Genomic DNA, 21,996 nt, shown 5'->3' with positions numbered 1-21,996 from the left:
AATTATGCAGTTGAGAAATGCCTGAAAATACATGCATTAAAATAATCTTATTTTTTTTAATAAGATTTTAATAAATTCTCCTGTGATAAATTATTTTTGGCTGTAAATTTGTTATTCAAACGATGATCTTTTTTTAACCAAATCGTTTAAAACCACATTATACATGAAAAAGTTTATCTTATCCCTATTTGCGAGCATGTTGGTAACTACAGCAATATTTGCTCAGGCACAAAGCGGAACCAGCGCTAATCCTGTTGATGCTAAAGTAAAGTTTAAGCAGGAAAGCATTGATTTTGGTAAAACCAAACTGAACAAGCCAGTATCAGTGGATTTTGAATTTACCAACACCTCAAAAGAACCAGTATTGGTAGAAACAGCACGTGCAAGTTGCGGTTGTACTACTCCTACCTGGACTAAAGAACCAATCTTACCTGGTAAGAAAGGTAAAATTACTGCTGGTTATAGCGCAAACAGTGTAGGTCAGCAGAACAAAACCATCTGGGTAAAACTGAAAGGAGTAGATCAGGACAAGGAATTGCACCTTACAGGAACCGTAGAAAACTAATTAATTACTGAGATGCGGTGATCTTTTTCACCTGCGTAAAGTAAGATATTAAGCCTTGCAGTTAAACTGCAAGGCTTTTTTGTTGGTTTTATTTCCTATGTGTTATATCCCATACCTTTGTAATACGCAAAATCAAATATTTTATGCCTACCATTAGTAAGAGAGGAGAGCAAATGCCATCCTCCCCCATCAGAAAATTAGTCCCTTACGCAGAAGCAGCAAAGAAAAAAGGGATCAGGGTATATCACCTGAATATAGGGCAACCAGACATAGAAACACCAAAACCAGTGTTGGATGCGGTACGTCATTCAGATTTTAAAATCCTTGAATATAGTCACAGTGCGGGTAATGAAAGTTATCGCCGTAAACTGGTTACTTATTACAACAGATTTGGCATTGAGCTTACTCATGAACAGATTATTGTTACCACTGGTGGTTCAGAAGCCATTCTTTTTGCCTTTATGGCTTGCCTGGATGCAGGAGATGAAGTATTAGTACCAGAGCCCTTTTATGCTAATTACAATGGTTTTGCAGTAGAAGCAGGCGTTAGTGTACGTACGATCACCTCTCACATTGAAAGCGGATTTGCACTTCCCGCTATGGAGGATTTTGAGAAAGCCATTAATCCACGTACTAAGGCTATCATGATTTGTAATCCGAATAACCCTACAGGTTATCTGTATAGTCGTGAAGAACTCGATGTGTTGAAGCAATTATGTCTTCGTTATAATCTGTACCTCTTCTCTGATGAGGCTTACCGTGAATTCTGCTATACAGGCGAACATTTCTCTGCCATGAATCTGGAAGGTTTAGAGAACAATGTAATATTGATGGATACTATTTCGAAGCGTTATAGTGCCTGTGGAGGACGAATAGGTGCGCTGGTTACCAAAAACCAGGCTGTACTAGATGCGGTGATGAAATTTGCACAAGCCCGTCTAAGCCCTCCCTCCTTTGCACAAATAGCTGGAGAAGCCGCAGTAGACCTGCCTGCTGATTATTTTGACGAGATTAAGGCAGAGTATCAGAGCCGTCGTGATGTGCTGGTAGAATTGCTTAATAAGATCCCTGGAGTGTTTTGCCCTAACCCTGGCGGAGCGTTTTATGCAATAGCACGTTTACCCATTGATGATGCTGATAAATTCTGCCAATGGATCCTGGAATCGTTCTCTTATGAGCAACAGACTGTAATGTTAGCACCTGCTACAGGTTTTTATGCCACTCCCGGTTTAGGTAAGAATGAAGTGAGGCTTGCGTATGTGCTGAATAAGGATGATATCAGGAAAGCAATGACATGTTTATCAAGAGCGCTGGAAGTTTACCCAGGTAAAACCGTGAAAATGAATGGTTCTTTCCTTGTAGGCGAAAAGCATTAATACCCGAACATTCATATTGTATAAAATTACATATAATATGAATGTTCTTATTTTTCTCATTTTGGGTCTAAAACAGCCCTTTTTTTACATTATAAAAAAATATATGTTGTATATTTTAGACAGAAAGTCGATTTTTTATGTCAAAAATGTTTTTTAATTCATTTTTGTTTGTATATTTGAATTGTGAACGGCAGCAAAGAAGATTTACAAGTGAAAGTAGGAATGCCGGATGCTAGGATCCAGAAAGAGGTTTAGCATAAATTTAACCAACGTAATTTTTTCAAACGTTTATTAGTTACGAACTTTGATCTATCAAGATGAGAATTAAAAAATTCTTTAAAAAAAGTTTGAAATAAACTAAAACGTTTTAGCAAAATACCGTATTTTTGTATCAGTTTTTCATAACGTGGAATTTATAAAGGCAAACGGCTCCGATCACGGAGCCGTATTTTTTTGTCCCTACCCTCTGCATATAATTGATTATCAACAGTATTCTTTATATTCCAACTCATTCTCACAAGCTCTGACTTGATACTTTCTTCACTACGGGAAACACCCTGCAATCGCCCTAAAACGAAAAACGGCCCGGAAATTCCGGACCGCTCACTATAATTTTTATTTTTCTCTTTTTACATATTCGCCTTAATCATATTGAAGAAATCATCAAACAGATAGCGGCTATCGTGAGGACCAGGAGTAGACTCCGGATGATACTGTACGGAAAACGCTGGCTTATTCTTTATCCGAATCCCTTCTATTGATTCATCATTCAGGTTCACGTGTGTTATTTCTACTGTCTTACTGGCTGCAATTGCCTTAGGATCCACTGCAAAACCATGATTCTGCGTAGTAATCTCACAACGACCCGTAGCGAGATTCTTTACTGGGTGGTTTAGGCCACGATGACCATGATGCATTTTGTAAGTAGGAATATCATTCGCCAGTGCGAGTAGCTGATGACCTAAGCAGATACCAAACATCGGACGGTTAGCATCGAGAATCTTTTTCACCGTATTCACTGCATATTTCAAAGGAGCCGGATCGCCAGGGCCATTCGAAATAAAGTAAGCATTCGGTTTGAACTTCTCACACTCCTCAAAAGCCGTGTCTGTAGGGAATACCTGCAGATAAGCACCTTTTTCGGACAGGCATTTCAGCATATTACGTTTTACACCATTATCCAGCACTGCAATGCGGATATCAGCAGCCGGGTCTCCTATATTGTAAGGTTCTTTTGTAGTTACTTCCGCACAAAGTGCCAGTCCTTCCATGGAAGGCACTTTTGCCAGTTCAGCTTTCAACTTATCAATATCGAGAATCTCTGAAGAGATGATACAGTTCATCGCCCCTTTACTGCGGATATGAGATACTAATGCGCGGGTATCTACATCATAGATGGCTACCAGGTTGTTATCCCTTAAAAACTGCTCAATAGAGCCATCGGCCATTGGCCTGGAATGGTTATAGGCGATGTTCTTACATATTAATCCACTGATCTTTACACTATCGCTCTCTACATCTTCTTTCTTGATACCATAGTTACCAACGTAGCAGTTATTCATGATCAATACCTGCCCTTTGTATGAAGGATCTGTAAATACTTCCTGATACCCGGTCATTCCTGTGTTAAAACACAATTCACCAGATGCGGTACCAATTTTACCAAAAGCTTTTCCCTGATATACCGTACCATCATCTAACAACAGTATGGCTGGCTGTATTGATCTTGTCTGAGGCATGCTTATTTTTCGTTTTAAAAAATCGTGCAAAGTTATTGAAATAAAGGTTAAGAATTATTAATTACCTGTATTAATTCTCAACCTTTAATTTTCAACTACTTAATGCGGATCGATTTTATAATACGCTGCGCTGCCTGAGATGCGATTGTATCATCTTCCCTATACCGGATGGCTATCTGCCAGCGATGTTGTCCATTGACCAGCAACAGATTACAGAAAGCAAGCCTGATGGCATTTCTATAGGCAAAACTGCCCTGCTGGATCAACGCATCCATCCCGCTCTGTATCACAGGGTTAGAAGTGTATTTAAGATCAGAGATTTCACCTGATGTTTTCATTTCATCAGCAGCTGCCACTCCCGCCACTTCAAGATCATTAGAGATATTGGGCCGATAACTATACATATTTACTTCTACCTGCATGCCATCATCCCCCCTGTTACGGTAGCTTTTAGCATACTCAACCAGTTGTGCTATTTCGGGTATCAGGGGTTTGTCGTTTACTCCCAGATGCATTGGCGTACTGATCTCGATTGCCTGACGTCCGATAACAGTAGTTTCCCAGGATTTATAGAGGGAGGATTTACTTAGTTTGGGATAGATCATGCCATATACCACACGCTTACCGAAATAGCCACCAGCTACGGCAGCGATGCCGATTACCAAGATCAAGGTAAGGAGTACACCTCTCCTGCCTACTTTCTTGAGATAGTTCTGTTTCAGAGTCGTCCACTTGCTGATTCTTACGCCATTGGACGCTACACCTACTTCCGCCTGAAATTCTTCAAAATCACTTTCAGGGTGTTTATTCTTCCATTCGGAATAATTATTCTCTAATTTTTTGCCGCATTGACCGCAAAAGGTGAGGAACTCCGATCGCAGCTCATTGTAATGCCCACAGCTTTTACATTTCAGGTATACCATAAGATAGAGGGATTTAAAAAACCTTTTCCTTTAACAGAAGAGGTATAGAATGCGATATTACAAAAAAATATAATCAATACATATCCCTTTTCTCTAACTCACTGGCTATCATACATAAAAAAAGTCCCGGAGGAATACCCCGAGACTTTTTTATAAATTTAAGCAGTACTAAACGACTATTCAGCAGCTTTTTCTTCGGTTGCATCTGTACCTTCTTCACCAGCTTTTTTCTTGCTACCGCCGGCACGACGAGTTTTCTTAGCAGGAGCTGCTTCTTTTTCAGCTTTACCACCATAGATTTCGTTGAAGTCAACCAGCTCAATCATAGCTACTTCAGCGTTGTCACCAACACGTTTACCTAACTTGATGATGCGGGTATAACCACCGGGACGGCTAGCGATTTTTTCGCTGATTAGACCAAACAGTTCCTTTATAGCTTCCTTTTCCTGCAGGTAACTGAACACAATTCTACGATTGTGAGTAGAGTCCGTCTTTGCTCTTGTAAGCATTGGTTCAACATAAACGCGTAATGCCTTCGCTTTAGCGATGGTAGTAGTAATACGTTTGTGTTTTATCAGTTCGCAGGCCAGGTTAGATAACAAGGCTTTACGGTGAGCAGAAGTTCTGCTCAGGTGGTTTAATTTTACTCCGTGACGCATGACTATTTGTTTTAGATTCCCCTATACCGTGTCAGGAATTACAGGGTACTTGTTTAAATATAAATTTGAAGGCTGGAAATAATAGTATTATTACCGGCCTTCATGTTCTACTATTCTTCGTCGAGTTTCAGTTTGGAAAGATCCATTCCGAAATGTAAACCTCTTTCGTTCAATACCTGCTCGATTTCGCTCAGGGATTTCTGACCAAAATTTCTGAATTTCATCAATTCTTCCTGTTCGTACTGTACCAGTTCGCTCAGGGAATTAATTTTCGCAGCTTTCAGACAGTTGAAGGCACGAACACTCAGGTCCAGGTCTTCCAGTGGCGTTTTCAAAATCTTACGCAACTGAAGGGTTTGTTCATCAACAACATCTTCTTTTTCAGTATCCTTAGTATCGAAGCTGATGTTTTCATCAGTAATGATCATAAGGTGCTGAATCAGAATGCGGGAAGCTTGCTTTACAGCTTCTTCCGGGTGGATGGTACCATCAGTGATCACTTCCATGATCAGCTTCTCATAATCCGTCTTTTGTTCCACACGGGTATTTTCAATGCTATACTTTACGTTCTTGATAGGAGTAAAGATAGAATCTATAGCTATATAACCGAAAACGGCATCTTTAGGTTTATTTTCTTCAGCAGGAACATAACCACGGCCTTTACCGATAGTTAATTCGATATCCAGCTTTGCAGAAGGATCAAGGGTACAGATTAACAGTTCAGGATTCATGATCTGGAAAGCACTGGTAGCTTTTTCGATCAGATCTGCACGGAATTCTGTTTTACCTTTTATGGAAATCTGAATCTTTTCGTTGCTTACTTCATTTTCCACGATTCTTTTGAAACGAACCTGCTTCAGATTCAGGATAATTTCAGTTACGTCTTCAGTAATTCCTTTTAAAGTAGCAAATTCATGATCTGCGCCTTCAATTTTTATTCCCACAATGGCATAACCCTCCAGAGAAGACAATAGTACACGACGCAGCGCATTACCTACAGTCACCCCATAACCCGGTTCTAATGGCCGGAATTCGAATTGAGCTTCAAAGTCTGTTGACTTTTGCAAAACGATCTTATCAGGCTTTTGGAAATTCAGAATTGCCATTGATATGCTAAGTTTAATTGATTATGTAAAACAGCCGATAGCCATTAACATGCAGTCATTAGTAATCCGCGCAAATGATTTACGCTGATAACTAATGACCCATGACTAACGACTAATGACATATTATTATTTAGAGTACAATTCGACGATCAACTGCTCCTTAATATTTTCAGGAACACTTTCTCTCTCTGGATATGCAATGAAAACACCTTTCAGTTCTTTTTCATTCCAATCCAACCAGCTGAACTTAGGGTTCTTACCACGAACATTGCTAGTGATAGCAGTGTTTGCCGCAGCTGCAGGTTTCAATCCTATAACATCACCTGGTTTCAGCTGATGAGAAGCGATATTGATTACCTGACCATTCACTGTAATATGCTTGTGAGACACGAGCTGACGCGCTGCCGGACGTGAAGGTGCGATACCTAAACGGAAAACTGCATTGTCAAGACGTGCTTCCAGTAATTTGATCAAAACTTCACCGGTAACACCTTTACGACGAGTTGCTTCATCAAACAGGTTAGCAAACTGACGCTCTAACAGACCGTAAGTATATTTTGCCTTTTGTTTTTCACGTAATTGAAGAGCATATTCTCCCAATTGCTTACGCTTCTTGGTTCCACCATGTTGACCAGGAGGATTGCTGTTCTTTCCTAAGTACTTACCGTTTCCTAAAATTGGTTCACCAAAGATCCTGCAGATTCTTGTTTTGGGCCCTGTATACCTTGCCATGTTTTAAATAGATTTTTTAGTTGCGATATATGATCTTTAAAAAATCTTAAACCTGATCATATACCCATTGTTAATGTTAAATGTTCGAAGTGCAAAATCGAAAGTAGCCAGTGGGAAGAATTCCTCCTACTTTCAACTTTCGAAATTCCACCAGTATGTGTAATTCCTATACTCTTCTCTTCTTAGGAGGACGACAACCGTTGTGCGGTAAAGGAGTAACGTCTTTGATCATGTTTACCTCAATACCAGAGTTAGCGATAGCGCGAATAGCACTTTCACGTCCTGCACCAGGTCCTTTTACAAAAACATCAGCTCTTTTCAGACCTGCGTCGATTGCTACTTTAGCAGCATCGGAAGCAGCCAGCTGTGCAGCATACGGGGTGTTCTTTTTAGAACCTTTAAAACCCATCTTACCAGCAGTAGACCAGGAAATTACCTGTCCCTGTTTGTTGGTAATGCTGATGATAATGTTATTGAAACTAGCAGAGATGTGAACATCACCATAGTTATCTACTTTAACTATCCTCTTTTTGCTAGCAGCTGCTTTTGTATTTGTTGCTTTTGCCATAATTATATAAAATTCCAGGTTCCAGGTTCCAACTTCCGACTGTCATGTACATGTATACGACTATTGGAAACCGGAACTTGTTATTTGTAATATCAAGTTTATTTCTTCGGCGCCTTTTTCTTACCTGCAACCGTTTTACGCTTACCTTTACGGGTACGGCTATTGGTACGTGTACGCTGACCTCTCAATGGTAAACCCTTTCTGTGACGGAGACCACGATAACAAGCGATATCAAGTAAACGCTTGATGTTCATCTGAATCTCAGAACGTAACTGACCTTCTACTTTGAACTCAGCATTGATGATGTTACGGATAGCACCCTGCTCATCATCGTTCCAGTCCTTTACCTTTTTGCTAAAGTCTATACCAGACTTCTCCAGGATATATTGGGCGTGGGAACGGCCAATACCATAGATATAGGTCAGGCCTATTACTCCTCTTTTATTTTTAGGAAGATCTATACCGGCTATACGTGCCATATTTGTATTTTAGATTTACTAATTACTTAAATAATGATTAACCCTGACGTTGTTTAAAACGGGGATTCTTTTTGTTGATTACCAACAATTTTCCATGGCGGCGCACAATCTTACAATCTGCACTTCTTTTTTTTATGGAAGCTCTTACCCTCATAAGTTATAAGTTATAAGTCTATGTATTATTATTTGTATCTAAATATGATTCTTCCCCTGCTTAAATCGTATGGACTCATTTCAACTCCCACTTTATCACCTGGCAGGATGCGTATATAATGCATTCTCATTTTTCCAGAAATGGTAGCCAAAATCTCGTGTCCGTTTTCCAGTTTCACCCGGAACATAGCGTTAGACAAGGCTTCTAGTATTATTCCATCCTGTTTAATGAGTGCCTGTTTTGCCATAAAAATTTTTAGGACTGCAAAGATAGCAAAATCTTAAGAAAAAATAAAATTAATAAAATAAACGTGAATAATTAATCTCGGCTGGGATTGCTATTGCAGCCTATGCATTAATTATCAATAGTTTGCGGTTAATGCAGGGTTGTTCTGCTCCGCTTTTTCAATACCAGCAAAAGAGGAAAGGACATCTGCTTTACCTTTCATTATAGCGACTGTGTGTTCAAAATGTACTGATGGCTTTTCATCACGGGTAATTACTGTCCAGCCATCTTCCAGGTACTCAACATCCTTACCTCCCAGATTCACCATTGGCTCAATAGCGATTACCAGTCCTTCTTTCATAATAGGACCACTACCACGCTTCCCATAGTTAGGTACCTGTGGATCCTCATGCAAATGACGCCCCAGTCCATGACCTACCAGCTCACGTACCACACCATAGCCACGTTGCTTCTCTGTATGCTCTTGTATGGCATTACTGATATCACCTATACGGTTACCCGCTACTGCCTTCTCAATACCCTTATAGAGTGCTGCCTTGGTCTCCTTCATCAATTGCAGGATCTCCGGCTTTACAGTACCAATAGCGAATGTATACGCACTGTCTCCATGAAAACCATTCAGGAACACCCCTACATCTACACTGATGATATCACCATCCTGCAATATGTAAGAATTGGGAATACCATGTACTACCTCTGCGTTCACAGAAGCACAGATGCTTTTGGGGAAGCCCTTATAGTTTTTAAATGAAGGAGTAGCACCATTTGCCAGAATAAACTTCTCCGCAATTTCATCCACTTCAAGGGTAGTCATTCCCGGCTTTAATTTACTGGCTACTTCTTCTAAAGTAGCACTAACCAGTAATGCGCTTTTGCGCATCAGCTCAATTTCATCCTTAGTTTTATAATGCACCATAATAAAAAAGGGTTCGTAAGATTAATTGCGAAAGGGTTACGCTGTTCTCTCCGTAAAAGACTGTAGTCTGAACAGGAATAAAGTTACCTATCTCACAGTTTCGTAAATCACTTATATTAAAAAGTTAAGCCACTAAAGCATAAATCCTGCAGTAAGGCTTTCCCCTGCTGTTGGCTTTATGCTTCTGTGGCTTTATTTTCTATGTAGCCGAAATCAATCAGACGTTAGCAGGAGCAGTTCTGCCTTTGATCCTACCGGTGCTCATCAGTCCATCGTAATGGCGCATAAGCAGCTGGCTTTCAATTTGCTGCAATGTATCCAGGATAACACCTACCATGATCAGCAGGGATGTACCTCCAAAGAAAGAAGCAAAGTTACTATTGATATGTACAGCAGCAGCCACACCAGGCAGGATACCAACCATTGCCAGGAAGAATGCACCTGGTAAAGTGATACGGTCCATTACAGCACCAATGTAGTCAGCGGTAGCCTTACCTGGTTTAACACCTGGTACGAAACCGTTATTGCGCTTCATCTCATCCGCCATTTGTGTTGGGTTAAAGATCAACGCGGTATAGAAGTAAGTGAATACGATTACAAGTACCGCATATATTACATTATACCAACCATTAGTATGATCACTGAAGATGCGGATAAAACCAGAGGCACTATCAGAAGTTGCAAATCCGATAGCTGTTGCAGGAATAAACATGATTGCCTGAGCAAAGATGATTGGCATTACACCAGCAGCATTCACCTTTAAAGGAATGAACTGCCGTACACCACCATATTGTTTGTTTCCCACTATGCGTTTTGCATAGTTCACAGGTATCTTACGAGTACCCTGTACCAGCAATATTAATCCGATTGTGATAAAGATGAAAACAGCCAATTCTATCAGGAACACAAGTAAACCGCCACCGGCTTCTGTAGTTCTGGAAGTGAATTCCTGAATGAGCGCCTGTGGCAGACGCGCCAGGATTCCGACCATGATTATGATAGATGTACCATTACCAATACCTTTATCTGTTATTTTCTCACCGAGCCACATTACAAACAGGGTACCTGCTGTAAGTACTATAGTGGTAGTTAACCAGAAGAAGAAGGTACCGTATTCAGCAATGATCGCACCGCTGGACTGATTTTTCAGGAACGCTACATAGGCGCTTGCCTGGAAACCGGTAACCACTACGGTGAGAATACGGGTAAACTGATTTATTTTTTTCCGGCCGCTTTCACCTTCTTTCTGTAGTTTCTGGAAATACGGCACTGCAATAGTCAGCAGCTGTATTGCGATAGAAGCAGAAATGAATGGCATAATTCCCAGCGCGAAGATAGACGCCCTGGAGAATGAACCACCGGCAAACATGTTGAACAGTCCGAGAATACCCTGATTAGATTTTTCAGAGAACTGATGCAATAGGTTAGCATCGATACCGGGTAACACGATATAGGATCCTACACGATAAATTAGGACAAGAAGCAATGTAGTGAGGATTCTGCTACGCAGATCCTCAATGCTCCAGATATTCTTAATCGTTTCGATAAATTTCTTCACAGGAAGAGAATATTTAATATCTAAAATATGAAAAGACGCACTACTTCGTAGGCGTCTCCTCAGTCGTGAAATCTTATATCAACTCTACAGTTCCACCCGCAGATTCGATTAATTGCTTAGCCTTTTCGCTGATGGCATTCACTTTGGCTGTTACTTTAGCTTTCAGTTCTCCGTGACCTAAGATCTTTACTTTAGCAGTCTTGTTAATCAGACCGTTCATGTAAAGACTTTCCACAGAAAAGTCAGTCAGGCTAAATTTCTCAACCAGTTGATCCAGCTGACCAATATTGAATACCTGGTATTCAACACGGTTTAAGCTTTTGAAACCACGTTTTGGCATACGACGCTGAATTGGCATCTGACCACCTTCGTGACCTCTTTTGCTTGAGTAACCAGCACGTGATTGACCACCTTTGTTACCTTTTGTTGCGGTACCACCTTTACCAGATGCTTCACCACGACCGAGGCGTTTTGATTTATGTACTGCGCCTTGTGCAGGCTGTAATGTATGCAGATTCATAGTCTAATTCTTTTTACTTACGCGGAAATTACCCGCTCGCTTTAAATATTAATTGTTCTCTTAAATCCTCAGTATAAAAGTATGATTATTTCCCGGGTAATAAAAGATATTACGCCTGAGCTCCGTCAACTTTTACCAGATGATTCACTTTACGTACCATTCCCAATACCTGGGGGGTAGCTTCCACTTCTACAGTGGCGTTCATTTTTTTCAGTCCCAGCGCTTTCAGGGTAAGCTTCTGCCGCTCTGGACGGTCTATACCACTTTTTACTTGAGTGATCTTGATCTTTGCCATTGTTATTTGAATTTCACTTTACAATTTTCAGGCAACGCATTTCTGGCGGTTCCTGTTAACTGGAGAGCGTTATTAACCGTTAAAAACTTTCTTCAGAGACACACTTCTTGTTCTGGCTACCTGTAAAGGTTCGCGCAGCAGGCCTAAAGCTTTGAATGTAGCTTTAACCACGTTGTGCGGGTTAGCAGAACCAAGAGATTTTGCCAATACGTCTGTGATACCAGCACTTTCCAGCACTGCACGCATTGAACCTCCGGCGATTACACCAGTACCATGCGCAGCAGGTTTTATCAGTACTTTAGCAGCACCTTCTTTAGCCAGCTGGTCGTGAGGAATAGTGCCATGCATTACAGGTACTTTGATGAGATTTTTCTTAGCATCATCGATACCTTTAGTGATAGCTTCCTGCACTTCCTTAGCCTTACCCAGACCATGACCAACTACACCGTGTTCGTTACCTACAACTACAAGGGCAGAAAAACTGAAAGTACGTCCGCCTTTGGTGGTTTTAGTAACACGGTTGATAGCCACTACCTTCTCTTTCAGCTCCAGGTCACCGGCTTTTACTTTATTAAATGTATTCTTTGCCATTTTATTATTTGCGAATTACGATTTAATCAATTTCGATTTAGAATTGAAGTCCCCCTTCTCTGGCGCCATCAGCAACACTCTTTACACGACCATGATACAGATAACCACCGCGGTCAAAAGTACATGTAGTGATACCCAGTGCCTTTGCTTTAGTAGCAAGTGCAGCACCTACCAGTTTAGATTTCTCCGTTTTGGTAACTTTCTGTGCTACGATATCTTTTTCACGTGAAGAAGCAGAAGCCAGTGTTACGCCATTGGTATCATCTATCAATTGCACGTAAATATCGCTATTGCTACGAAATACAGATAATCTTGGTTTTTGCGCGCTTCCTGCAATCTTTTTACGGATACGGTAACGGATTTTCTGTCTCCTATTAATTAATGTGCTCATTTCTCTGTTATTTTTATCATTCCGATACTGCCGGAACGTTGTTGAATTAGCTAACTGACGTTACCATCAGTTAGCTAATTAAAATTATTTACCTGCAGATTTACCTGCTTTCTTACGTACCACTTCATCGCTGTAACGTACACCCTTACCTTTATAAGGCTCTGGTTTACGCAGGCTACGAATTTTAGCTGCTACCTGACCCAAGAGCTGGTTGTCAATACCTTCCAGCATGATTTTTGGGTTAGCACCTTTTTCAGTGAGAGTAGCTACTTTCAGCTCCTTAGGAATCTCGATAATAATATTATGAGAATAACCTAAAGAAAGATCCAGCAACTGACCTGCGTTTGTGGCTTTATAACCAACACCCACCAGTTCCAGTTGTTTTTTGAATCCATCAGTAACACCTGTTACCATATTGGCAACCAGTGCACGATACAAACCATGCAGTGCACGGTGACGGATCTGATCAGTAGGACGAACTACAGTAAGTACATCGTCTTTTACTTCTATCTTGATATCCCTGTCGATGGACCTTTTCAGTTCACCTTTTGGGCCTTTTACAGTCAGTTCATTAGCCGAGGAAACAGAAATTGTTACACCACTGGCCAATTTGATAGGACTTTTACCTATACGAGACATAATTGCAGTTTTTACTGTTATGTTGTAATAGCAGGCTTTCCGTGTTCAGCTCCGTATAGAAAGCTTAATTGTCAGAGTACCTTTTTCGCTGATGGATGATAAATCATCCGATATATTATTAATAGATGAAGCAAACTACTTCGCCACCTACATTCTGTGCTTTCGCTTCCTTATCGGTCATTACACCATGGGAAGTAGAGATGATTGCAACACCCAGACCATTCTTGATACGTTTGAAATCAGCTGGTTTGGAGTATTGACGTAAGCCCGGACGGCTGATACGCTGCAGATCAGTGATCGCAGGTATTTTCGTTTGCGGATCATACTTCAGAGCTATTTTGATAAGCCCCTGTTTAGTATCTTCTTCAAATTTGTACTTCAGGATATAACCTTTATCGTACAGAATTTCAGTAATACGTTTCTTCAGTTTGGAAGCAGGAATTTCTACAATCCTGTGGTTGGCCATTTGCGCGTTCCGGATTCTTGTCAGGAAGTCTGCTATTGGATCAGTAACCATTGTTCTTAAAATTTAAAAACTGTTTACAATGCGATATCCAATCAGTAATAGATGGGAAAATCAATTCAAAAATTTGCGATGCTTTACCGGGGATCTAAAATCTTACCGAAAGCAATCGGCTTACCAGCTAGCTTTTCTTACGCCGGGTATTTTACCTGCCAGGGCCAAGTCGCGGAAAATGTTACGACACATACCGAAGTGACGCATGTAACCTTTTGGACGACCGGTTAGCTGGCACCTGTTGTGCAGGCGAACGGGAGATGCATTTTTAGGAAGCAGGTCCAGAGCTGCGTAGTTACCTTCTGCTTTCAGGGTAGCACGCTTTTCTGCAAACTTAGCAACCATAGCCTCTCTCTTTCTTTGGCGGGCTTTTACGGATTCTCTTGCCATAATGTGTTTAAAATTCCAGTTATAAATTCAAATTCCAAAGCCCTGAAGGGTTTGGAATTTGATATCAGATATTATTGATTATCCTGATTTTCCTTCTTCATGTTCTTAAACGGCATACCCAATTCTCTCAGGAGCTCGTAAGCTTCTTCGTTGGTTTTAGCCGTAGTAACAAAAGTGATATCCATACCGGAGATCTTAGTTACTTTATCGATATCAATCTCAGGGAAGATGATCTGCTCAGTGATACCCAGGGTATAGTTACCGCGGCCATCGAAAGCTTTTTCATTTACACCTTTGAAGTCACGTACACGGGGCAGGGAAACTGCGATTAAACGATCCAGGAAGTCATACATATTAGTACTACGTAAAGTAACGCGTGCACCGATAGGCATGTTTTTTCTCAACTTGAAGTTAGAGATATCCTTTTTGGACATTGTAGCGATAGCTTTCTGACCAGATACACGGGTCATTTCATCTACAGCAATATCTACCAGTTTCTTATCACCTACAGCACCGTTAATACCCTGGTTTAAACAGATTTTAACCAGGCGTGGCACCTGCATAACGCTTTTATAGTTGAACTTCTTATGAAGATTAGCAACTACTTCGTCGTGATATTTAGATTGGAGTCTGGGTGTGTATTTAGTGTTTGCCATTATTTAATTACCTCCCCTGATTTTTTAGCTATACGAACTAATTTACCGTTTTCACGCTGCCTGTTAACCCTGGTAGCTTTACCCGCTTTAGCATCCCATAACATTACGTTAGAAATAGCGATCGGAGCTTCCTGCTTAACGATACCACCTTTGGTATTCTGAGCAGTAGGTTTGGTATGCTTGGTGATGATGTTAACACCTTCAACCAGTATGCGCGCCTTGTCAGGGATTACTTCAAGCACCTGGCGGGGCTTGGTCCTGTCCTTGTCATCACCGGCAATCACCACTACCGTGTCGCCTTTCTTAATGTTGAACTTAGGCTTAAATCTCGTTTTCATTATTTGTTTATTTATAAACGCCAAGCGAAACACCGGTTTCACTTGATTAATATTGTCGTTTTTGAAACGGGCTGCAAAGATAAAGAAAAAAAGCAAAAATTAAAAAGTAAAATATTCTGCATATTTCGAGCCTTTACTTTTTACTTTTTGCCTTTCTGTTGAATTCCTTTCTTACTACAGCACCTCAGGAGCCAGAGAGATAATCTTCATGTATCCTTTATCGCGCAGCTCACGGGCAACTGGTCCGAAGATACGGGTACCGCGTGGCTCGTCAGAGTTGTTCAGCAATACAACGGCATTATCGTCAAAGCGGATATAAGATCCGTCTTTACGGCGCAGCTTGTTTTTAGTTCTTACAATAACAGCTTTGGTAACCATACCTTTCTTTACGCCACCGCCAGGGATTGCATCTTTTACAGTTACTACTATCCTGTCGCCCACTTTTGCATAGTCCTGGCCGGAGTTGCCTAATACCCTAATACACAGCACCTCTTTGGCACCGCTGTTATCAGCTACATTCAGCCTTGATTCTTGTTGTATCATCGTAATGAGATTTGTTTGTTGTTTAATCAGCGGCTATACCCAGGAATGCTGAGTGTAGCTTGAAACAATAAATTATTTAACTTTTTCTAGAACCTCTACCAGTCTCCAGCACTTGTTCTTGCTCAATGGGCGAACTTCCATTATTCTAACGGTGTCGCCAATGCTGCACTCGTTTTTATCGTCGTGCGCCATGAATTTGGTAGTTTTCTTAACGAACTTACCATAGATCGGGTGCTTCACCTTACGCTCAACGCTTACGGTGATAGTTTTATCCATCTTGTTGCTGGATACAACACCAGTTCTGGTTTTTCTTAATTTTCTTTCGATCATTGTTGAAAGTATTTACTCTTCAAACCTTTTCCGTAATGTTTCGGAATTGGATTAATGAATATTTATAGTATTCAGGCTTTAGAAGCCCAGTTCTCTTTTGCGCAGCTCAGTTTTCAGCTGTGCTATCTGACGCCTGAGTGAGCGGATGCTCATTGGATTCTCAATGGGCGTAATTGCATGACTGAACGTAACTTTTTTCAGGCGTAACTCTTCCTCAGAGATTTTCGCTCTCAGGTCCTGTTCGCTCAGGCCTTTCAGATCCAGCTTTTCTTTTACCATTGTAATATTTAATTTCTGGTTTTATCGTTTATAGTTTATCACACTCCGTATACATTCCTGCCTTAGCCGGATTATGCTACGTAATCGCGACGTACTACAAATTTCACTTTAATAGGCAGCTTTTGTGCAGCCAGTTCCATTGCTTCTTTAGCTACCTGCATTGATACACCATCCGCTTCGAATAAGATACGGCCTGGTTTTACTACTGCAGCCCAATGGTCAGGAGCACCTTTACCTTTACCCATCCTCACTTCAAGTGGTTTGGCAGTAATTGACTTATCAGGGAAAATACGGATCCACACGTTACCTTCACGCTTCATATGCCTGGTCAGAGCCACCCTGGCAGCTTCAATCTGCCGGTCAGTGATCCACTTAGGTTCCATTGCTTTGAGGCCGAAAGTACCAAAGGACAGCGCAGCACCACGCTTCGCATTACCTTTGATGCGGCCTTTGTGCATCTTCCTGTGTTTCGTTCTCTTTGGCTGTAACATCTCGGTATTAGTTAATTGTTAATGTAAATTGTTAAGTAAGACTATCTACGGCCACCACGGTCACCACCACCGCTATTTCCACCACCTCTTCTCTCTCCGCCACCACGGTTACCATCTCTTCTTTCTCCGCCGCCACGGTGTTCACCACCTCTTTCACCACCACGGTTTCCACCGCCGCCTGTACGACCTTCACCATCTTTACCGGCTACAGCGTTAGGATTCAGATCACGTTCGCCCAGTACTTCCCCTTTACAGATCCATACTTTGATACCGATTTTACCGTAAACGGTTAATGCGAAGATAGAGGCGTAATCAATGTCCATACGGAAAGTGTGCAAAGGTACACGACCCTGCTTCATTTCTTCTGAACGGGCAATTTCAGCTCCACCCAAACGACCACCAACTTTCACCTTGATACCTTCTGCACCCATTCTTAAAGCTGTGGCGATAGCCATCTTTATAGCACGTTTGTAGTTGATACGGCTTTCGATCTGCTTAGCAATTGTTTCAGCAACGATATTGGCATCTATTTCAGGACGACGGATTTCCAGAATGTTAATCTGAACATCTTCCTTACTAGTCAGTTTCTTCAGTTCTTCCTTGATGCGATCAACTTCTCCACCGCCTTTACCTATGATGATACCAGGTTTAGATGTATGGATGGTGATGATCAGCTTCCCTAATGTTCTTTCAATTACTACCCGGGAGATACCGCCTTTATTGATACGGGCACTCAGGTAAGTCCTGATCTTATTATCTTCGATCAGTTTGACAGGATAATCCTTTTTGCTGCCATACCAATTAGAGTCCCATCCTTTGATGATACCTAACCTGTTACCAATAGGATTTGTTTTCTGACCCATGTTCCTGGTTTATTTGTCTATTAGATTAATAGTTTTTAGTTTCTTTTATTTTGCTTCCGCAACCTTGCTATCCACAACAATTGTTACATGGTTACTTCTCTTGCGAATACGGTAACCTCTACCCTGTGGAGCTGGACGCATTCTTTTGAGAGTGCGGCCACCGTCAACGAAGACGGTTTTAACTGTCAGATTTGCATCTTCAACCCTGGTTCCTTCATTCTTAAGTTTCCAGTTAGCGATTGCAGATACCAGCAGTTTTTCCAGCGGTACACTTGGATGCTTAGGATGGAATTTCAAAATATTCAAAGCCTTTTCTACATCCAGACCACGGATCAGGTCTGCCAGCAAACGCATTTTGCGTGGCGATGTAGGATTATTTCTAAGCTTAGCTACTGCTTCCATTGTCTTTATTATTTGATGTTTGAGGTTCGAAGTTCGGGTTCGAGGTGTACTACGTCAAACCTCAAACTTTAAACTTCAAACGAATGACTACATTTTCTTGTTAGCGTGTCCTTTAAAGTTGCGGGTAGGAGCAAATTCACCCAGTTTATGACCAACCATAAACTCCGTAACGTATACGGGGATAAACTTGTTACCGTTGTGTACCGCAAAAGTATGACCTACAAAATCAGGCGTGATTGTAGAACGACGACTCCAGGTTTTGATAACTGTGCGCTTGGAACCTTCATTCTGCTTTTCTACTTTCTGCTCTAATTTCGCGTCAACGTAAGGACCTTTTTTAATGGAACGACCCATATCTTGTTGTTTTTATTCCAGTTCCACTTTACAAGTTCCGCATCAAGCGTTCTCTGCGTAAGGCGGAACTAGTAAAGCGTTAAGTTTTATAATTTCTTGCCGTTTTTCCTGCTGATGATCAGTTTATCAGAGCTCTTCTGCGATTTCCTGGTTTTCAGACCCTTCGCATATTTACCTGATCTTGATCTTGGGTGACCGCCGGAAGATTTACCTTCACCACCACCCATCGGGTGATCCACTGGGTTCATCGCAACACCACGGGTACGTGGGCGGATACCTCTCCAACGATTAGCACCTGCTTTACCAATTGATTGTAAAGCGTGATCAGAGTTAGAAACTGTACCTACAGTTGCAGAGCAAGTGATTAACACTTTACGCAGCTCACCGGAAGGCATTTTCAGTGTAGCATATTTTTCTTCCTTGTTGGACATCTGCGCGTAAGTACCAGCACTTCTCGCGATAGCGCCACCTTTACCAGGCTGCAGTTCAATGTTATGAACAACTGTACCTAATGGCATATTTCTCAATACCAGGCAGTTACCAACTTCCGGAGGTGCATCAGGACCACTTAATACAGTAGCACCTACCTGCAGCCCCTGAGGAGCAAGGATGTAACGTTTTTCACCATCTGCATAGTTCAGCAGTGCGATGAATGCGCTACGGTTTGGATCATATTCGATGCTCTTAACAGTAGCAGGAATAGAATGTTTATCACGTTTGAAATCTATGATACGGTAATGTTGTTTGTGACCACCACCTATGTATCTCATAGACCTTCTACCCTGTGCGTTTCTACCGCCACTCTTGGAGATAGGCTCCAGCAGACTTTTTTCAGGGGTATCCGAGGTAAGCTCTGCGTACGCGTTGCCTATTTTCCAACGGGTACCGGCTGTCATCGGTTTGTATTTCTTCAGTGCCATGATCTAGTGTCTTGTTTAACTAGTTTCTGTTTATAAAAAGTGATCTGTATATACATCCATCACCCTGCCTGTTAGCAGGAATGAGCACTATATGTTAGCATACAGATCTATAGTTTCTCCTTTTGCCAGTGTAACCACTGCTTTTTTGTAAGCAGGTTTTTTACCAGCTATGAAACCTGCTTTGGTAAAGCGGAATTTGCTTTTACCTGGCATTACGGCAGTGTTCACATCCGCTACGGCAACACCGTAAAATTCTTCCACTGCTTTCTTGATCTCCAGTTTGTTGGATTTTTTATCCACTATGAAGTAGTAGCGGTTGAATTTATCAGTGGCTTTGTTCACTTTTTCACTTACCACCGGTTTGATTAAAACGTCTGAAAGTTTCATCTTTTATAGCTTTGAGTTGCAGCCCCCTGGCTGCAACCTGTGTTTTGTAATTTGATTAAGCTTCTACCGGCTCTTCTGTGAAGATCTTAGCAGCACTTTCCGTGAATACCAGGTAGTTGCTGTTCATGATATCATAAGTATTGATATCACTCAGCATTACACTGTCAACGGAAGGGATGTTCCTCAGAGACAGGTATACATTATCATTGTATTCAGGCAGTACAACCAAAGTTTTACGGCCACCTACGTTTACTTTCAGCGCATCCAGGATACCAGAAAACTGCTTGGTTTTAGGAGTAGCCAGGTTGATGTCTTCAAGAATGATGATACTGTTTTCCTTAGCTTTGATAGACAGGGCAGAGATCTTAGCCAGATCTTTCACTTTCCTGTTCAGCTTAATATCGTATCTGTGTGGTTTAGGCCCGAAAATGGTACCACCACCTTTATACAATGGGTTACGGATGTTACCTTTACGGGCACCACCAGTACCTTTCTGCTTGTGTAATTTGCGGGAAGCACCTTTCACTTCAGCTCTTGTCTTAACCTTGTGGGTACCCTGACGCTGAGCGGCGAGGTATTGCTTTACAGCCAGGTAAACCACATGATTATTGGGCTCTACACCGAAAATTTCTTCGGGAAGCTCAATAGATCTTCCGGTTTTCTTACCTTCTATATTTAGAATATCTACTTGCATGTTACTTCTGGATTAAAACGATTGAACCATTGTGGCCGGGAACGGAACCACTTACCAGGATATAATTCTTTTCAGGGAATATTTTCAGTATTTTCAGACCTTTCACTTTCACTTGTTCGTTACCAGTCTGGCCTGCCATACGCATACCCTTGAAAACGCGGGAAGGATAAGAGGAACCACCTACGGAACCAGGTGCTCTGCTTCTATCGTGCTGGCCGTGAGTTGCTTCACCAACACCAGAGAATCCATGACGTTTAACAACACCCTGGAAACCTTTACCTTTAGAGGTACCTACTACTTCGATTGTTTCGCCTTCTGTAAATATATCTGTGGTGATGGTTTCACCGAGGGCTTTTTGTACGTCCGGGTTACGGAACTCTTTTACAAATCTTTTGGGGGAGGTGCTTGCTTTCGCGAAGTGATTTGTTTCTGCTTTCGTAGTGTTTTTTGGTTTCTTTTCACCAAAAGCTACCTGAATAGCGTTGTACCCATCTGTGGTTTCATCTTTAACCTGAGTTACAACGCAAGGACCAGCTTCGATAATGGTACAAGCAGTTTGCTTTCCATTAGGCTCGAAGATACTGGTCATGCCGATCTTTTTACCAATAATACCTTTCATTATATATATATTTTACCCAGCGCCTGAGGGATTTCCAGCTATCCTCAGGATGGGCGGTTTAAATGCTTTATTGGGCGGCCACCCAGAAGGTGTGACCTGTATGTGTTGTTGCAAGTGTTATTTTCCCCTATTGGATATCCGGCCTAAGCCTTATAACCAGGAAATAACAAGCCATATTAAATCAAACAGGGCAGGCCTTTCGCCCACCTGCCGATGTCCTACGCTTTAATTTCAACTTCCACACCGGAAGGTAAATCCAGCTTGCTCAGCGCATCTACAGTCCTTGAAGAAGAAGTGTAGATATCCAGTAAACGCTTGTGCGTACACAACTGGAACTGCTCACGTGCTTTCTTGTTCACGTGTGGTGAACGCAACACCGTAAAAATTTTCTTTTCAGTTGGCAAAGGTATTGGACCTGTTACCACGGCGCCCGTGTTCCTCACGGTTTTAACGATCTTCTCAGCAGACTTATCTACTAGATTGTGATCGTAGGACTTCAGCTTGATTCTAATTCTCTGAGACATATGCAATGAACTTCTTCTTTTTCCCCTTTACAATTTGGGAGGGCAAAGGTAACCCGTTTTTTTTATTTCACAAATAATTTTGTGGAAAAAATATGGGATGTCCACAACGGGGTGGAGAATATGCCCTGATATGAAGAGACATCTGCTGATAGTCAGCCTCTAACGAATATGTATCATACTTATTGTAATTGTAGATAAAACTTACATGAACAAAGTTCATAATTGGAGATGA

The 21,996-nt window shown here is 41.4% G+C and carries 34 protein-coding genes; 2 read left to right on the top strand and 32 right to left on the bottom strand.

The genetic code is table 11. The features are described from left to right. Positions 1-163 precede the first annotated feature (163 nt). On the top strand, positions 164-565 hold the full coding sequence (locus BM176_RS27470) for a DUF1573 domain-containing protein (protein WP_090107603.1): 402 nt from the start codon (positions 164-166) through the stop codon (positions 563-565). A gap of 143 nt (positions 566-708) precedes the next feature. Further along, positions 709-1,941: a pyridoxal phosphate-dependent aminotransferase gene (locus tag BM176_RS27465; protein ID WP_090107602.1), complete on the top strand. Its 1,233-nt coding sequence runs from the start codon at positions 709-711 to the stop codon at positions 1,939-1,941. A gap of 629 nt (positions 1,942-2,570) precedes the next feature. On the opposite strand, the gene carA is transcribed toward BM176_RS27465, so the two are convergent. The 32 genes from carA to rpsJ all read right to left on the bottom strand — a co-directional run bounded on the left by carA (position 2,571) and on the right by rpsJ (position 21,764). Beyond that, complete coding sequence (gene carA, locus BM176_RS27460) at positions 2,571-3,680, bottom strand: glutamine-hydrolyzing carbamoyl-phosphate synthase small subunit (protein WP_090107601.1); 1,110 nt, start codon at positions 3,678-3,680, stop codon at positions 2,571-2,573. A gap of 95 nt (positions 3,681-3,775) precedes the next feature. Then, positions 3,776-4,603 carry a hypothetical protein gene (locus BM176_RS27455; protein ID WP_090107600.1) on the bottom strand — a complete coding sequence of 276 codons (828 nt, stop codon included), beginning with the start codon at positions 4,601-4,603 and terminating at the stop codon, positions 3,776-3,778. 176 nt (positions 4,604-4,779) lie between these two features. Continuing rightward, complete coding sequence (gene rplQ, locus BM176_RS27450) at positions 4,780-5,262, bottom strand: 50S ribosomal protein L17 (RefSeq protein WP_090107599.1); 483 nt, start codon at positions 5,260-5,262, stop codon at positions 4,780-4,782. Between the two features lie 110 nt (positions 5,263-5,372). After that, complete coding sequence (locus BM176_RS27445) at positions 5,373-6,368, bottom strand: DNA-directed RNA polymerase subunit alpha (RefSeq protein ID WP_089782490.1); 996 nt, start codon at positions 6,366-6,368, stop codon at positions 5,373-5,375. Between the two features lie 126 nt (positions 6,369-6,494). Next, positions 6,495-7,100, bottom strand: coding sequence for a 30S ribosomal protein S4 (rpsD, locus tag BM176_RS27440; RefSeq protein ID WP_090107598.1), 606 nt, complete (start codon positions 7,098-7,100; stop codon positions 6,495-6,497). A 166-nt stretch (positions 7,101-7,266) separates the two neighbouring features. After that, the gene (gene rpsK, locus BM176_RS27435; RefSeq protein ID WP_090107597.1) at positions 7,267-7,668 is read right to left on the bottom strand and encodes a 30S ribosomal protein S11; all 402 of its coding nucleotides are present in this window, start codon (positions 7,666-7,668) and stop codon (positions 7,267-7,269) included. A 98-nt stretch (positions 7,669-7,766) separates the two neighbouring features. After that, positions 7,767-8,147: a 30S ribosomal protein S13 gene (gene rpsM, locus BM176_RS27430; protein ID WP_090107596.1), complete on the bottom strand. Its 381-nt coding sequence runs from the start codon at positions 8,145-8,147 to the stop codon at positions 7,767-7,769. 37 nt (positions 8,148-8,184) lie between these two features. Beyond that, positions 8,185-8,301 (bottom strand): 50S ribosomal protein L36, encoded by a 117-nt coding sequence (gene rpmJ / locus BM176_RS27425; protein ID WP_089782486.1) that lies wholly within the window; start codon positions 8,299-8,301, stop codon positions 8,185-8,187. Between the two features lie 28 nt (positions 8,302-8,329). After that, a complete protein-coding gene (infA, locus tag BM176_RS27420) occupies positions 8,330-8,548 on the bottom strand; it encodes a translation initiation factor IF-1 (protein ID WP_012789309.1) in 219 nt (72 codons plus the stop codon). A gap of 114 nt (positions 8,549-8,662) precedes the next feature. Beyond that, entirely contained in the window at positions 8,663-9,463 is an 801-nt protein-coding gene (gene map, locus BM176_RS27415) for a type I methionyl aminopeptidase (RefSeq protein WP_090107595.1), read from the bottom strand. Between the two features lie 217 nt (positions 9,464-9,680). Further along, complete coding sequence (gene secY / locus BM176_RS27410; protein WP_090107594.1) at positions 9,681-11,021, bottom strand: preprotein translocase subunit SecY; 1,341 nt, start codon at positions 11,019-11,021, stop codon at positions 9,681-9,683. A 73-nt stretch (positions 11,022-11,094) separates the two neighbouring features. Then, positions 11,095-11,541: a 50S ribosomal protein L15 gene (gene rplO, locus BM176_RS27405; RefSeq protein ID WP_090107593.1), complete on the bottom strand. Its 447-nt coding sequence runs from the start codon at positions 11,539-11,541 to the stop codon at positions 11,095-11,097. A 109-nt stretch (positions 11,542-11,650) separates the two neighbouring features. Next, on the bottom strand, positions 11,651-11,836 hold the full coding sequence (rpmD, locus tag BM176_RS27400; protein WP_090107592.1) for a 50S ribosomal protein L30: 186 nt from the start codon (positions 11,834-11,836) through the stop codon (positions 11,651-11,653). Between the two features lie 72 nt (positions 11,837-11,908). Beyond that, positions 11,909-12,427: a 30S ribosomal protein S5 gene (rpsE, locus tag BM176_RS27395; protein ID WP_089782481.1), complete on the bottom strand. Its 519-nt coding sequence runs from the start codon at positions 12,425-12,427 to the stop codon at positions 11,909-11,911. A 37-nt stretch (positions 12,428-12,464) separates the two neighbouring features. Continuing rightward, complete coding sequence (gene rplR / locus BM176_RS27390) at positions 12,465-12,818, bottom strand: 50S ribosomal protein L18 (protein WP_090107591.1); 354 nt, start codon at positions 12,816-12,818, stop codon at positions 12,465-12,467. A gap of 84 nt (positions 12,819-12,902) precedes the next feature. After that, positions 12,903-13,457, bottom strand: a complete 555-nt coding sequence (gene rplF / locus BM176_RS27385) for a 50S ribosomal protein L6 (protein ID WP_090107590.1) — start codon at positions 13,455-13,457, stop codon at positions 12,903-12,905. 118 nt (positions 13,458-13,575) lie between these two features. After that, entirely contained in the window at positions 13,576-13,974 is a 399-nt protein-coding gene (gene rpsH, locus BM176_RS27380) for a 30S ribosomal protein S8 (protein ID WP_090107589.1), read from the bottom strand. Between the two features lie 120 nt (positions 13,975-14,094). Next, complete coding sequence (gene rpsN / locus BM176_RS27375) at positions 14,095-14,364, bottom strand: 30S ribosomal protein S14 (protein WP_090107588.1); 270 nt, start codon at positions 14,362-14,364, stop codon at positions 14,095-14,097. Between the two features lie 71 nt (positions 14,365-14,435). Beyond that, complete coding sequence (gene rplE / locus BM176_RS27370) at positions 14,436-15,020, bottom strand: 50S ribosomal protein L5 (protein WP_090107587.1); 585 nt, start codon at positions 15,018-15,020, stop codon at positions 14,436-14,438. After that, positions 15,020-15,358 carry a 50S ribosomal protein L24 gene (gene rplX / locus BM176_RS27365; RefSeq protein ID WP_090107627.1) on the bottom strand — a complete coding sequence of 113 codons (339 nt, stop codon included), beginning with the start codon at positions 15,356-15,358 and terminating at the stop codon, positions 15,020-15,022. Before rplX ends, rplE begins: the two co-directional genes overlap by 1 nt. 174 nt (positions 15,359-15,532) lie before the next feature. Continuing rightward, positions 15,533-15,901, bottom strand: a complete 369-nt coding sequence (gene rplN, locus BM176_RS27360) for a 50S ribosomal protein L14 (RefSeq protein WP_089782476.1) — start codon at positions 15,899-15,901, stop codon at positions 15,533-15,535. Positions 15,902-15,973: 72 nt separating this feature from the next. Continuing rightward, the gene (gene rpsQ / locus BM176_RS27355) at positions 15,974-16,231 is read right to left on the bottom strand and encodes a 30S ribosomal protein S17 (protein WP_177230564.1); all 258 of its coding nucleotides are present in this window, start codon (positions 16,229-16,231) and stop codon (positions 15,974-15,976) included. Between the two features lie 78 nt (positions 16,232-16,309). Next, positions 16,310-16,510, bottom strand: a complete 201-nt coding sequence (gene rpmC, locus BM176_RS27350; protein WP_089782475.1) for a 50S ribosomal protein L29 — start codon at positions 16,508-16,510, stop codon at positions 16,310-16,312. A 71-nt stretch (positions 16,511-16,581) separates the two neighbouring features. Further along, positions 16,582-17,001: a 50S ribosomal protein L16 gene (rplP, locus tag BM176_RS27345; RefSeq protein ID WP_089782474.1), complete on the bottom strand. Its 420-nt coding sequence runs from the start codon at positions 16,999-17,001 to the stop codon at positions 16,582-16,584. A gap of 41 nt (positions 17,002-17,042) precedes the next feature. Then, positions 17,043-17,864 (bottom strand): 30S ribosomal protein S3, encoded by an 822-nt coding sequence (gene rpsC, locus BM176_RS27340; RefSeq protein WP_090107586.1) that lies wholly within the window; start codon positions 17,862-17,864, stop codon positions 17,043-17,045. 45 nt (positions 17,865-17,909) lie between these two features. Further along, entirely contained in the window at positions 17,910-18,266 is a 357-nt protein-coding gene (rplV, locus tag BM176_RS27335; protein WP_090107585.1) for a 50S ribosomal protein L22, read from the bottom strand. Between the two features lie 87 nt (positions 18,267-18,353). Beyond that, positions 18,354-18,620, bottom strand: coding sequence for a 30S ribosomal protein S19 (gene rpsS, locus BM176_RS27330; RefSeq protein ID WP_090107584.1), 267 nt, complete (start codon positions 18,618-18,620; stop codon positions 18,354-18,356). A gap of 86 nt (positions 18,621-18,706) precedes the next feature. Beyond that, on the bottom strand, positions 18,707-19,540 hold the full coding sequence (rplB, locus tag BM176_RS27325) for a 50S ribosomal protein L2 (RefSeq protein WP_089782470.1): 834 nt from the start codon (positions 19,538-19,540) through the stop codon (positions 18,707-18,709). An 87-nt stretch (positions 19,541-19,627) separates the two neighbouring features. Then, a complete protein-coding gene (rplW, locus tag BM176_RS27320) occupies positions 19,628-19,927 on the bottom strand; it encodes a 50S ribosomal protein L23 (protein ID WP_090107583.1) in 300 nt (99 codons plus the stop codon). A 55-nt stretch (positions 19,928-19,982) separates the two neighbouring features. Further along, the gene (gene rplD, locus BM176_RS27315) at positions 19,983-20,621 is read right to left on the bottom strand and encodes a 50S ribosomal protein L4 (RefSeq protein ID WP_090107582.1); all 639 of its coding nucleotides are present in this window, start codon (positions 20,619-20,621) and stop codon (positions 19,983-19,985) included. A 1-nt stretch (position 20,622) separates the two neighbouring features. Further along, positions 20,623-21,240: a 50S ribosomal protein L3 gene (rplC, locus tag BM176_RS27310; RefSeq protein ID WP_090107581.1), complete on the bottom strand. Its 618-nt coding sequence runs from the start codon at positions 21,238-21,240 to the stop codon at positions 20,623-20,625. A gap of 218 nt (positions 21,241-21,458) precedes the next feature. After that, positions 21,459-21,764: a 30S ribosomal protein S10 gene (gene rpsJ, locus BM176_RS27305; protein ID WP_012789286.1), complete on the bottom strand. Its 306-nt coding sequence runs from the start codon at positions 21,762-21,764 to the stop codon at positions 21,459-21,461. Positions 21,765-21,996 lie beyond the last annotated feature (232 nt).

Source organism: Chitinophaga sp. CF118 (genome assembly GCF_900112615.1).
Lineage (GTDB): Bacteria > Bacteroidota > Bacteroidia > Chitinophagales > Chitinophagaceae > Chitinophaga.
The sequence above is the reverse complement of the archived record's forward strand: the minus strand, read 5'-3'. Positions and strand labels throughout refer to the sequence as shown.